Origin of the sequence: Loktanella sp. SALINAS62, assembly GCF_018263905.1 — a bacterium.
Taxonomy (GTDB): domain Bacteria; phylum Pseudomonadota; class Alphaproteobacteria; order Rhodobacterales; family Rhodobacteraceae; genus Loktanella.
Window position 1 is genome coordinate 198,311 of record NZ_JAAFZU010000028.1, and the last position, 12,918, is coordinate 211,228.

Genomic DNA, 12,918 nt, shown 5'->3' on the forward strand with positions numbered 1-12,918 from the left:
CCGCCCTGATCGTTCCGGGGACCACGACCCTGACATTTTCAGATCTTGAAAAAGCGGTGCGCGGCACGGCGACGGGTCTGCTGGAACATGCCCGCCCCGGTGACATCGTGCTGATGCGGCTGGCCAACACCCCCGATTTCCCGATCACATATCTGGCCTGCATCACGGCTGGTCTGATCCCCGTGCCGACCTCTGCCCAACTGACTGCCACAGAGGTCGCGGGCATCGTCCACGACCTTTCGCCTGCGCTGTGTGTCCACGACCCGGCGGTGACGGGTGCAGATGTTCCGACCATCAGCATCGCAACCCTGCGCAGTTTTGTAACCCGCAGCCCAGCCGATTACGCGATGGGCGACCCGCACCGTCCGGCCTATATTGTTTATACCTCTGGCACGTCCGGCACATCGCGCGCCGTCGTTCATGCACACCGCGCCATCTGGGCGCGCCGCATGATGTGGGATGGCTGGTGCGGCCTTATGCCCGATGACCGGTTGCTGCATGCAGGTGCGTTCAACTGGACCTATACGCTGGGCACCGGGTTGATGGACCCTTGGGCAAATGGCGCGACGGCCATCATTCCCGCCCCCGACACCGACGCATCCGCCCTGCCGGACTTGCTGCAATTGGAACGTGCCACGATTTTCGCCGCCGCACCGGGCGTGTATCGCCGCATTCTGCGTGCGCCGCTGCCCGATCTGCCGGCGCTGCGCCACGGGCTGTCGGCGGGCGAAAAGCTGCCCGAAACCCTGCGCACCGCATGGGAAACGGCCACCGGCAAGCCGATCCACGAAGCATTCGGGATGTCGGAATGTTCCACCTTTCTGTCCGGTAGCCCCAACCGTCCAGCCCCGTCCGGAACGCTGGGTTATCCGCAACCGGGGCGGCGCGTGACAATAATGGACGACGGTCAGATCGCGATTCACCGCAGCGATCCGGGGTTGATGCTGGGCTATCACAACCAGCCCGATGAAACCGCCGCCCGGTATCGGGGCGAATGGTTCCTGACCGGTGATCACGGCACGCAGGGCGATGACGGCGCGATCACCTATACCGGGCGCGCCGACGACCAGATGAACGCAGGTGGCCACCGCGTCAGCCCGGTCGAAATCGAATCCGCCCTGTCCCATCACCCAGCAATCACCGACATCGCCTGTGCAGAGGTGCGATTGTCCCCCGATCTTTCGCTGATTGCGGCCTTTTATGTCGCGTCAGACCTGTTAGACGAAACTGACCTGAGCGGTTTCGCGCAGACCCGGCTGGCGGCCTATAAACGGCCGCGCCTGTGGGTCCGGGTCGATGCCCTGCCGCGTGGGGCCAACAACAAGGTGCTGCGGCGCAAGCTGCGCCAAGACTGGGAGACCACACATGGTCAAGCTTGATATCCTGTCCGATCCGATCTGCCCGTGGTGCTATATCGGCAAGGCGAACCTGTTCGCTGCACTGGAACAGTCCGGCGATCATCCCTTTGTGCTGGAATGGCATCCGTTCCAGCTTAACCCCGACATGCCCGCAGATGGCATGGACCGGCGCACCTATCTGGAAACGAAATTCGGTGGCAAGGACGCAGCGGTCAAGGCCTATGCCCCCGTCGTCACCCATGCCGAACAGGCCGGGCTGAATATCAACTTTGACGCCATGCAGCGGACGCCCAACACGCTTGACGCGCACCGCCTGATCCACTGGGCGGGCATCGAGCAGCGGCAAACCTTTGTCGTGGACCTGCTGTTCCGTGCCTATTTTATCGATGGCCGCGACATCAGCGACCACGAAGTGTTGACCGACATCGCGGACACCGCCGACATGGACGCCAGCGTCGTGGGCAAACTTTTGGCATCCGACGCCGATGCCGACGACATTCGCAAGCGTGATGCGCACAGCCGCGAAATGGGTGTCAGCGCCGTGCCCACGTTCATCGTGGCCAACCAGCATGCCATCCCCGGGTCCCAATCGGTCGACACATGGGTGCAGGTGATTGCTGACATCAAGCGGACACTTGCAACCCAAGGTTAACGGGAACACTCATGGCGCGGCCCGCGTTGGAAAAGCGAAACCAACGTAAAAGGATCACACTATGCGAACCCTGTTTGCCCTTGCCCCGATCGCCTTTGTCGCAGCCTGCGCCACCACCGGCCCCGTCGTCGATAGTGCGGCCCCGATGGGCGTCGATGATACCGTTCAGATGACGTCGAACCTGCAATTTTCGCCCAATGCCATCACGGTCAATTCCGGCGATACGGTCGCGTTCCAGAACATCTCGACCTTTGTGCATACCGTCTCGACCGAAGCGGATACAGCCGCCGAAAGCCAGCTGATCCGCCTGCCAAGCGGTGCCGCCGCGTTTAACTCTGGCGAGGTCGCACCCGGCGAAACATGGACCTACACCTTTGGTACGCCCGGCACCTACACCTATATTTCGGAACCGCACCTTGAATCCCGCATGGTCGGCACGGTCATCGTGAACCCGTAAACCTACCAACCGTGGCGCATGCAAAAAGGGCGGGGATATGTTCCCCGCCCTTTGTCTTGTCAGTCCTGCGCGGCCTTGCGCACCGACGCCAGCTTGGCCGCCAGATCGCGGGCGATGTTGAACGCGCCCTGCACCTTGGCCTTTTCCTTTGACCAGTCCTGCATGACGACGATCTTGTTTTCCTTGACCTTGGCCTGCCCTTTGTAGTCACCAATAAAATCGACCAGCCCTGCTGGATTGGCGAATTTGTCGTTGTGAAACCGGATCGTGGCCCCCTTTGGTCCTGCATCCATCGACGCGATCCCAGCCTTTTTGCACATGCCTTTGATCCGCACGACCAGCAGCAGCGTGTTCACCTCTTTCGGCAAGGGGCCGAAGCGGTCGATCAGTTCGGCGGCAAACCCTTCCAGTTCAACCTTGGTCGTCAGGTCGGACAGGCGACGATACAGGCCCAGCCGGACGTCCAGATCGGGGATGTAATCCTCTGGTATCAGCACAGGCAGGCCCAGGTTCAACTGCGGCGACCATTCGCCGTTGTCTTGCAACCCTTCGGCCTGACCGGACCGGATCGCGTTGATCTGGTCTTCCAGCATCTGCTGATACAGCTCGTATCCGACTTCACGCATCTGGCCTGATTGTTCTTCACCCAGCAGATTGCCCGCGCCGCGAATATCCAGATCCTGCGATGCCAGCGTGAACCCTGCCCCCAGCGAATCCAGACTGGCCAGAACGCGCAGACGTTTTTGCGCGGTCGTGGTCAGTGGCAGGCGCGGCTTTGTCGTCAGATAAGCATAGGCGCGCGTTTTCGACCGCCCGACCCGGCCCCGGATCTGATAGAGCTGGCTTAACCCGAACATATCGGCGCGCCAGACGATCATCGTATTGGCGGTCGGAATATCCAGCCCCGATTCCACGATCGTCGTCGCCATCAACACATCGTATTTGCCATCGTAAAATGCGTTCATCCGGTCGTCGAGCTCGCCCGCCGCCATCTGACCCGTGGCGGTAATATACGTGATTTCAGGCACTTCGCGTTTCAGCCAGTCTTCCATTTCGGCCATATCGCTGATGCGCGGCACGACAAAAAACGACTGCCCGCCGCGATAATGTTCGCGCAGAAGCGCTTCGCGGATGGTGACGGTGTCGAATTCGGACACATAGGTGCGGATCGCAAGCCGGTCGATGGGCGGTGTGCCGATGATCGACAGATCGCGCACACCCGACAGCGACAGTTGCAGCGTGCGCGGGATCGGCGTCGCGGTCAGGGTCAGCACATGCACGTCTGTCCGCAGCGATTTCAGACGTTCCTTGTGCTGGACACCGAATTTCTGTTCCTCGTCGATCACCAGCAGGCCCAGATCGCGGAACTTGACCGCTTTGGCCAGCAGTGCGTGGGTGCCGATGACGATATCGACCGTGCCGTCGGCCAGCCCCGCCCGCGTCTTGGCCGCATCGCCCGCACTGACGAACCGCGACAATGGCCGGACGTTGACGGGAAAACCGCGAAACCGTTCCGCAAAGCTTTGATAATGCTGGCGTGCCAGCAACGTGGTCGGCGCGATAATTGCCACCTGCACACCCGACAGCGCCGCGACAAACGCCGCGCGGATCGCCACCTCTGTCTTGCCGAACCCCACGTCACCGCAAATCAGCCGGTCCATCGGTGTGCCCGCTTCCAGATCGGTCAGCACGTCATCAATGGCCGAAAGCTGGTCATCGGTTTCCGCATAAGGAAACCGTGCAAGGAATTGATCCCACAGCGTTTCAGGCGGTTCCAGCACCGGCGCTGTCCGCAGCGCGCGTTCAGCGGCCACACGGATCAGACGTTCCGCAATCTGGCGGATGCGTTCTTTCAGACGCGCCTTTTTGGCCTGCCATGCCCCACCGCCAAGTTTATCAAGCAGGCCCTCTTCGTGGCCATATTTCGACAGCAGTTCAATGTTTTCAGCAGGCAGGTAGAGCTTTGCGTTTTCGGCATATTCCAGCGTCAGGCATTCGTGTGCCGCGCCCAGGGCTGTCACGATTTCCAGCCCGGTGAACCGCCCGACCCCGTGATCGACGTGAACCACCAGATCGCCCGGCGACAGTGCGTTTGCTTCGGTCAGGAAATTGTCGGCGCGGCGCTTGCGCTTGGTTTGCCGGATCAGACGGTCGCCCAATACGTCCTGTTCGGAAATGACGGTGACCTGCGGGCTTTCAAACCCCGCGTCCAACGCCCAGACGGCCAGATGCACACCCGATTTACCGACGCGGGAAAAGTCGCTGACGCGAATGACCTCTCCGATCCCCTCGTCTTCGATCAGGCCGGTCAGGCGTTCGCGCGCACCTTCGGAATAGCTGGCGATGACGACGGGACCATCCTGCACCTTTGCTTTCACATGCGCGGCCAACGCACCGAAAAGGCTTAGGTTTTCAGCCTGACGTTCGGGCGCGAAATTGCGCCCCGGCTTGCCGCCTGCATCGATGACCCCCATGCCCGTCGCTTGTGGATTAGGGTTGAACTGCATGACGCGGCGGTCAGCGGTGGCGGCGTCCCATGCGGCTTCGTCCAGATACAACCCACCCGGCGGTGCGGGTTTATAGACGCTGTCCATCCGCCCTTTTTGGCGCAGCGCATGCATCCGTGTGTCGTATTGATCGGCAATCGTGTCCCAGCGTGCGATGCGCTGCGGGGTCGTCTGATCATCCAGTGTGACGGTGACACCGGGCAGATAATCGAACAGCGTTTCCAGATCGTCCTGAAAGAACGCCAGCCAGTGTTCAACGCCCTGATGCTTGCGCCCGGCGCTGACCGCTTCGTACAGCGGATCGTCGGAACCGGCGGCGCCGAATTCAATGCGATAGTTCTGTCGAAAACGCGTGATCGCGGCCTCGTCCAGAATGACCTCTGAGACGGGGGCCAGTTCGATATCGGTCAGCTTTTCGGTGGTGCGCTGTGTCGCGGGATCAAACCGGCGCGCGCCGTCCAGCACATCACCGAACAGATCCAGCCGGATCGGGCCGGACTGACCCGGCGGATAGATGTCGATGATCCCGCCGCGTACGGCGTAATCGCCTGCTTCCATCACCGTAGGGCTTTGGGTAAAGCCCATGCGCGTCAGGAACTGGCGCAGCGCGTTTTCATCCACCCGCGCTCCGACCCGTGCCTTGAACGCGGCTTCGCGCAGGGTGGCGCGGGCAGGCACACGCTGGGTGGCCGCATTTACCGTGGTCAGCAAAACATAGCGGCTGGGCATTCCGTGCACCAACCCCGCCAGCGTGGCCATCCGCTGCGCAGAGATATCGGCATTGGGCGACACACGGTCATAGGGCAGGCAATCCCACGCGGGAAACACGATCACCGGCAAATCGGGCGCAAAGAACGCCAACGCCGCCTGCATCGCGGCCAGCCGCTTATCGTCGCGGGCCACATGCAGCACGGGCCGCCCGGCCCGGTCCAGTTCTGACAGGATCAGTTGGGCGTCATACCCTTCGGGTGCGCCGCTGACCGTGATGTGGGATGTATCGACCATGCAAGCGGACCTACCTTGCGCCCCGGCGGTGTCAAGGTCACAGCGTCAGAGCGCGCGCACAACCATCAGGTTTTGCGCCATCCCGAACATCGCGGTTATGAAAATAGAGATCATGCCGATGATCTGCACCCATAGCCTGTGGCGCATCAGGATCTTGATCAACACATCGGACGGCGGGTCTAGTGCATAGATCTTGTTCGCCGTCGACAGGCTGACCGCACCAACGATTGTCAGTGGGAACGACAAAAAGAACAGCGCCTGCGCCAGTTGAATCCAATAGACGAAACCCAAAACCGCAAGCGATGACAGCAAAAAGCAGCTGACCGCTGTCAGCGCCAGTCCGGCGTTGCCCGCAAGGTTCAGCAGGCGCGTCACATTGATCCGCGTTGCATCGGTCAGGTCAACCTGTGCCTCTTCCCCCTTGCGGCGGGCCCGTTGGATCAGGTCATAGGGAATGCCGATGACGTAATAGCTAAGCGATGACCACATGATCGCCAGAACGATCCAGTACCAGACTGTGCTGAACGACCGAAAGTCGATCACCTGGAAAATCGTTGAATTCCAATTCACTTGATGGGGCTCACTTGGCAGGCGGCAGTTGCGCCGGACCCTACGGTGTGCGGATCGGATTGCCCAGACTTGTGAGCCACGCAAATCCGTGCCACCCATCATGTGTGACAAGAAAGGCCCTTTCATGAAACCGACCGTTGCCCCCTTTCCCGCGACCCGCCTGCGGCGGCTGCGCAGTTCCGATGCCTTGCGCCGCCTGTCGCGGCAGCACAGGCTCAGCGCGGACGATCTGATCTGGCCGATCTTCGTGATGGACGGCAAGGACAACGAAGAAGCCATCGCATCGATGCCCGGCGTGACACGCAAAACGGTGGACCGCGCCGTCGCCGCCGCGAAAGACGCGTATGATCTGGGGATCCCCGCGATCTGCATCTTTCCCTATACAGGGATGGACGCCCGGACCGAAGACTGCGCGCTGGCATGGTCGCCCGACAACATCAGCAACCAAACCATCCGCGCGATCAAGGATGCGGTGCCGGACATGGCGATCATGACCGACATCGCGCTGGACCCCTACAACATCAACGGGCACGACGGTTTTGTCGAAAACGGGCAGATCGTCAACGACCGGACCGTCGAGGCACTGGTCAAGATGGCCATCGCACAAGCCGAAGCCGGGGCCGATATTCTGGGCCCGTCCGACATGATGGACGGGCGCGTCGCCGCGATCCGGGGCGCGCTGGAATCCCACGGCCACCAGAACGTGGCAATCCTGAGCTATACCGCGAAATACGCCAGCGCATTTTACGGCCCGTTCCGCGATGCGGTGGGTGCGTCTGCCGCGCTGACGGGCGACAAGAACACCTATCAGATGGACCCCGGTAACGCCGACGAGGCGATGCGCCTTGTCGAACGCGACCTGTCCGAAGGCGCCGATATGATCATGGTCAAACCCGGCATGCCCTATCTGGATATCTGCCGTGCCGCCAAGCAGATGTTCAGCGTTCCGGTCTTTGCCTATCAGGTGTCGGGCGAATACGCGATGTTACAGGCGGCCGCCCAGAACGGCTGGCTGGACGGTGACAAGGTGATGATGGAAAGCCTTTTGGCATTTAAAAGAGCGGGTTGCGACGGGATACTCACGTATTTTGCGCCCGCAGCCGCCCGTTTGATGCGCGAACATGGGACAAAGACGCGATAAGGGTGTGACAGGTTCGCCTTATGCCCTTATAATCATGCTCCAGAAGGCGGCGAACGCCTCATCGGCAGTAAAAGGGCAAAAGCAATGACATATCTAAACAGGCGCCGTGTCCTGCTGACAGGTGCAGCTGCGGCGGCAACAGCACTCGCAGCATGTGGCAACGGCATCGGAAGCGGTGCAGCATCGATGATCGACGCGCGGGTCGCAAGCACGGTTTCATTCATGCACGACACGTATCCCGGCACCCAAGAGCTGAGCCAGCGCGCTGCGGGCCGTCTGGTGATGCCGCTGGTGACAGAGGCAGGCTTGGGACTGGGCGGGTCTTACGGTCGCGGTGCGTTGCAGATCAACGGCACCACGGTTGATTATTATTCCGCAGCCACCGCGTCGGCGGGATTGCAGATTGGGGCGCAACAATACAGCCACGTCCTGTATTTCATGACAGAAACAGCACTCGCCGATTTCCGGCGTGGTTCAGGCTGGGCGGCTGGCGGCGATCTGGAATACGCGGTTCCCGAACGCGGCGAGGTGCTGCGCGCCGAAACAATCACATCTCTGTCTCCGGTCATTGCCGTGTTGTTCGCGCAGTCAGGTTTACGCTTGGGCGCCACCCTGAAGGGCACGAAATACACGCGGATCATTCCGTAACGCGTTGCGTGGCAACACTTTTCCCGGTCACCCATCGGGGGCTGAAACGTCCATGATTCCCATCGTTATCTTGGCGGCGGGGACGTCGTCTCGCATGCGGGGTGTTGATAAGCTGACCCAGCTTATCGACGGACAACCCCTGCTCAGACGGGTGGCTGCGCGCGCCTGCCCGGTTGGGACGGTTTTTGTCGCACTGCATCCTGACGCGTCCGCGCGTGCATCCGTGCTGGACGGTCTGCCCGTCACGCCGTTGATGATCGCCGACGCCGCAGAAGGCCTGTCCAGCACCATGCGCGGGGCTGTCGCGGCCTTGCCGGTTTGCCCTGCGTTCATGCTGGTTCTGGCCGATCTGCCCGACCTGACCACCGCCGATCTGGCAGCCGTCATGGCTGCCCGCGATACGGACCCCGACGCCCTGATCTGGCGCGGCGCGACGCCGGACGGCAAACCCGGCCACCCGATCCTGTTCGATGCAAGCTTGCGCCAACGCTTTGCCGACCTGTCTGGTGACACCGGCGGCGACAGCATCGTCAAACCGCTGCGCGACCGCACGCATCTGGTGCGCTTTACCGACGGCCGTGCCCGGCTGGATCTGGATACGCCAGAAGCCTGGGACGCATGGCGCGCCACACACTAACCGCGAAACGCAAACAGGGGCCACAAAGGCCCCTGTTCCGGGTTCCGGCGCCAAGGCACCGGAACCAGCTGCATGCGTTTACTTCATCAAAAGCTTGGCTTCGTGCTTTTTCAATGCCTTGCGGGCGGACTGGTAGCCTTCCAGACCTTCGGTGGTCTGCAGCTCTGGGAACAGTTCAAAGATTTCTGTCCGCTGGCTGTTGCCCAATCCGTTAAGCGAGTAATCGCCCGGATGGAAGCTTTCGGTCCATGCGCCGTTCGACAACACCACTTCGTGCTGTTCGAACATGAAGTGGATATAGGTCGTCCGCATGACATCCAGCGTATGGATCCCCTGCGCACCCACCATGTGCTTGGCTGCGGCCAGAACTTCGCGCTCTTCAAAGTAAAGCTGCGTTTTCTCGCTTGCGACCAGCAACCGGTGGTTCGGAGACAACATCATGTCGCGCTCCGGCAGACCTTGGCCCAGTGATCCGGCTTTCACCAGGATCGGCTTCATGTGCGGCTTGGCGGCCAGTTCCTTGCCGGTCATCTCTTTCGATCCGACCCAGACAATTTCCTGAATACCGTTGTCGCGCGTGATGACCTTGTCACCGGCCCGCAGATCTTCGACCAGACGTTCACCCTTTGGCGTGGCAATCAGGGTGCCCGGCGTAAAGCAGGGTGCCTCGATCTCTTCAAAGGTCGCTGTGGTGCCATCCTTGAAGTAGATGGTGCCGGATTCGCGCAGCTCTTCCGCATCACCCGCACCGCCGTTGGTTTCGATCCGGTCGATCTTGTCCAACGTTTCTTGGTCAAAGTTGAACTGGTCCACGTCGCCATCGTCAGGGTCTTCACCGCCGACGATGTGGTCGCCGGATGACACATCGGTAAAGGTGTCGTTGCCGAAGCCGCCCTTGACCAGATCGGCACCATCACCGCTGCTGATGACGTCGTCATCAACACCACCGTCAATGTCGTCAGCCCCGTCCCCACCAAAGATGGTGTCGGCGTCGTCACCAGTCCGGATCAGGTCATCGCCAGCACCGCCAAAGACGGTATCACGGTTGTCCAACGGATCGGGATCAGCCGGCAGACCGTCCCCCGCATAATCCTTGTCTGGCAGGCTGTCACTGCCGCCGTCGGAATAGATCTGATCGTTCCCGGCACCACCGTCGATGGTATCGGACCCGCTTTGGGACCGAATGATGTCGTCGCCGTCACCACCCAGGATCGAGTCGTCACCGTCGAAGCCACCGATCAGATCGTTGCCGGCACCACCATCCATAAAGTCGTCGCCGCCACCGCCCTGGATGGAATCGTCGCCGTCACCACCAAATATCTGGTCGTCTTCGCCGCCACCCTGGATCTGGTCATTGCCTTCGTCACCAAACAGCGTGTCAGTTCCACCACCGCCTTGGATGAAATCATCCCCGGTGCCGCCATACACGATATCATCATCAAGGCTGCCAGTCAGGCTGTCGTTACCCTGATCACCATAGATGGTGTCGTTGCCCTGATTGCCAGCAATGACATCATCATCCGCGCCGCCGTAGATCAGATCGTTCCCGGCACCACCGCTGATGGTGTCGGACCCGGCTTGGGACCGAATGATGTCGTCGCCGTCACCGCCCAGAATAGAGTCGGCACCGTCGAAGCCACCGATCAGATCGTTGCCGGCACCGCCATCCATAAAGTCTTCGCCGCCACCGCCCTGGATGGAATCGTCGCCGTCACCACCAAAGATCTGGTCGTCTTCGCCGCCGCCCTGGATCCGGTCATTGCCTTCGTCACCAAACAGTGTGTCAGTTCCACCACCACCTTGGATGAAATCATCCCCGGTACCGCCATACACGACATCATCATCCAGACTGCCAGTCAGGCTGTCGTTACCCTGATCGCCATAGATGGTGTCGTTGCCTTGATTGCCAGCAATGATGTCATCATCCACGCCACCATAGATCAGATCGTCACCAGCGCCGCCCTGAATGCTGTCGGCATCATCACGACCATAGATCGTGTCGTTGCCAGCGCCGCCAAAGATCGTGTCCCGGTTGTCATTCGGTGCCGGATCAACCGCATCGACCAGATCAAATTCGTCCGTGTCCAGACCGCCGTAGATCAGATCGTCGCCATCGTTGCCGAACAGGGTGTCTTCGCCCTGACTGCCGATGATGGTGTCGTTGCTCGTTCCACCGTCGACGTAATCATCGTCGATTCCGGCATCAATGAAATCGTTGCCGCTTCCGCCGAACACCGTGTCGTCGTCGTCACCGGTAAAGATGATGTCGTCACCGGCACCGCCATCGACCACATCAATGTCGTCGTCAGGGTTCTGATCGTTGTCACCAATAGTCAGACCCGGCACCGTGGTTCCCGGATAATCGTAATCCGTGGCCGGATCGAAGTGGTTACCCGCGTTGATCGTGTCGTTGCCATCGCCACCAAAGACCGTGTCACTGCCGGTGCCCCCGGTGATGCTGTCGTCGCCTGCGTCGCCGGCCAGCGTATCGTCGCCGGTGCCGCCCACAATGGTGTCGTCGCCTTCACCACCTGAAATGACATCGTCGCCCTGATTGCCGTTCAGCACGTCGTTGCCATCGTCACCGTTGATCGTGTCGTTATCGTCACCACCGTTGATGATATCGTTGCCGATCCCGCCCGAGATGGAGTCTTCACCATCGCCACCGCGGATGGAATCGTCGCCAGCACCGCCAAGGATCGTATCGTCCCCATGGTTGCCAAAGATGTGATCGTCGCCTGCGTCGCCGCTAAGTGTGTCGTTGCCAACACCGCCATCGATGGTGTCGTTACCTGTTCCGCCGAACACCTCATCGTTGCCGTCACCGGCGTCGATGCTGTCGTTGCCACCCAACCCGGAAATCAGGTCGTCGTTGCCGGTATCGCCCGGCAGGATGGCGTCATTGCCGTCCACGATATCGCCATCGGCATCCACATACGGAATGTCGGGGTTGATGATGTCATCGCCGTCGGTGCCCTGAATGGTCCCGTCGTTCGATCCACCCACGGTAAAGCTGGCGGTTGCCGTATCGAACCCACCGTTCCCATCCGACACCGTATAGGTAACCGACGTGGTCGCCGTATCGTTCAAGCCGACGTCGTCGAAATCAACATTGGCGTCGAAATCAACGGTGCCGTCTGCGTTGATGGTGAACAGACCGCCGTTGTCGCCTGCGACGGCGACACCGACATTCGTGTTCGGCCCGGTGCCACCGACCCCGACCACCGTCAGCGGATCGCCTTCGACATCGCTGTCGACACCTTCACCCGTGTCATCCGTGATGACATTGCCGTCAATGTCACCGGCCGTTTCGTCTGATTCAACGCGATAGGTATTGTTGGTGGCAATCGGTGCATCGTTGGTGCCCGTGACCGTCACGGTGACCGTGACCGGATCCGAGGTGCCGCCGTTGCCGTCGTCCGCCGTATAGGTGACCGTCGTCTCGCGTGTCTCGCCCTCCGCCAGATCCTGGAAATCATCTTCGGGATCGAAGCTGACGGTGCCATCGGGATTGATGGTGATCTGACCGCCGTTGTCGCCCGTGACAGGGGTCCCGACATTCGCCGCATCGCCGTTCACCGTGCCGACCGTCAGCTGTGGGCTGTCGGGATCGATGTCGTTGTCCAGCACGTTGCCCGGCAGAACCTGTGCACCGTCCTCGACCGCATCAAGCGTGTCGGCCACCGCGATTGGCGCAAGATTGCTGCCCGTCACCGTGATCGTCACCGTCACCGGATCAGAGACACCGCCATCGTTGTCACGTGCCGCATAGGTCACAGTCGTCGTACGGGTCTCGCCCTCGGCCAGATCGTCGAATGCGCCGTTCGGATCGAACGACAGGCTGCCGTCCTCTCCGATCGTGACCAGACCGCCGTTGTCCGCGGCAATCGGTGCGCCGACATTTGCAGAATCGCCGTTGACGCTGTCGACGTTCAGCACAGCG

9 protein-coding genes are annotated in these 12,918 nt (G+C 60.9%); 6 read left to right on the top strand and 3 right to left on the bottom strand.

The window, feature by feature from the left end; translation table 11 throughout:
• The 3 genes from GZH79_RS11185 to GZH79_RS11195 form a co-directional block, all read left to right on the top strand.
• Nucleotides 1-1,379: class I adenylate-forming enzyme family protein (locus GZH79_RS11185; protein ID WP_211643857.1), on the top strand; the 1,379-nt coding region annotated here is incomplete at its 5' end.
• On the top strand, nt 1,366-2,010 hold the full coding sequence (locus tag GZH79_RS11190; protein ID WP_211643858.1) for a DsbA family oxidoreductase: 645 nt from the start codon (nt 1,366-1,368) through the stop codon (nt 2,008-2,010). The genes GZH79_RS11185 and GZH79_RS11190, both read left to right, overlap by 14 nt.
• Nucleotides 2,011-2,071: 61 nt before the next feature.
• A complete protein-coding gene (locus GZH79_RS11195) occupies nt 2,072-2,467 on the top strand; it encodes a plastocyanin/azurin family copper-binding protein (protein ID WP_211643859.1) in 396 nt (131 codons plus the stop codon).
• Between the two features lie 59 nt (nt 2,468-2,526).
• Here GZH79_RS11195 and mfd read toward each other — a convergent pair whose 3' ends face one another.
• Both mfd and GZH79_RS11205 read right to left on the bottom strand, forming a co-directional pair.
• Nucleotides 2,527-5,979: a transcription-repair coupling factor gene (gene mfd / locus GZH79_RS11200; RefSeq protein WP_211643860.1), complete on the bottom strand. Its 3,453-nt coding sequence runs from the start codon at nt 5,977-5,979 to the stop codon at nt 2,527-2,529.
• 45 nt (nt 5,980-6,024) lie between these two features.
• Nucleotides 6,025-6,549, bottom strand: coding sequence for a component of SufBCD complex (locus tag GZH79_RS11205; RefSeq protein ID WP_211643861.1), 525 nt, complete (start codon nt 6,547-6,549; stop codon nt 6,025-6,027).
• 124 nt (nt 6,550-6,673) lie between these two features.
• Between GZH79_RS11205 and hemB the strand changes: the two genes are divergently transcribed.
• From hemB to GZH79_RS11220, 3 genes are all read left to right on the top strand, one after another.
• Complete coding sequence (gene hemB / locus GZH79_RS11210; protein WP_211643862.1) at nt 6,674-7,690, top strand: porphobilinogen synthase; 1,017 nt, start codon at nt 6,674-6,676, stop codon at nt 7,688-7,690.
• An 84-nt stretch (nt 7,691-7,774) separates the two neighbouring features.
• Nucleotides 7,775-8,338 (top strand): YSC84-related protein, encoded by a 564-nt coding sequence (locus GZH79_RS11215; RefSeq protein ID WP_211643863.1) that lies wholly within the window; start codon nt 7,775-7,777, stop codon nt 8,336-8,338.
• Nucleotides 8,339-8,390: 52 nt separating this feature from the next.
• Nucleotides 8,391-8,975, top strand: coding sequence for a nucleotidyltransferase family protein (locus tag GZH79_RS11220; protein WP_211643864.1), 585 nt, complete (start codon nt 8,391-8,393; stop codon nt 8,973-8,975).
• 78 nt (nt 8,976-9,053) lie between these two features.
• Here the strand turns inward: GZH79_RS11220 and GZH79_RS11225 are convergent.
• Nucleotides 9,054-12,918 (bottom strand): Hint domain-containing protein (locus GZH79_RS11225; protein WP_211643865.1); only part of this gene is annotated, 3,865 nt, incomplete at its 5' end.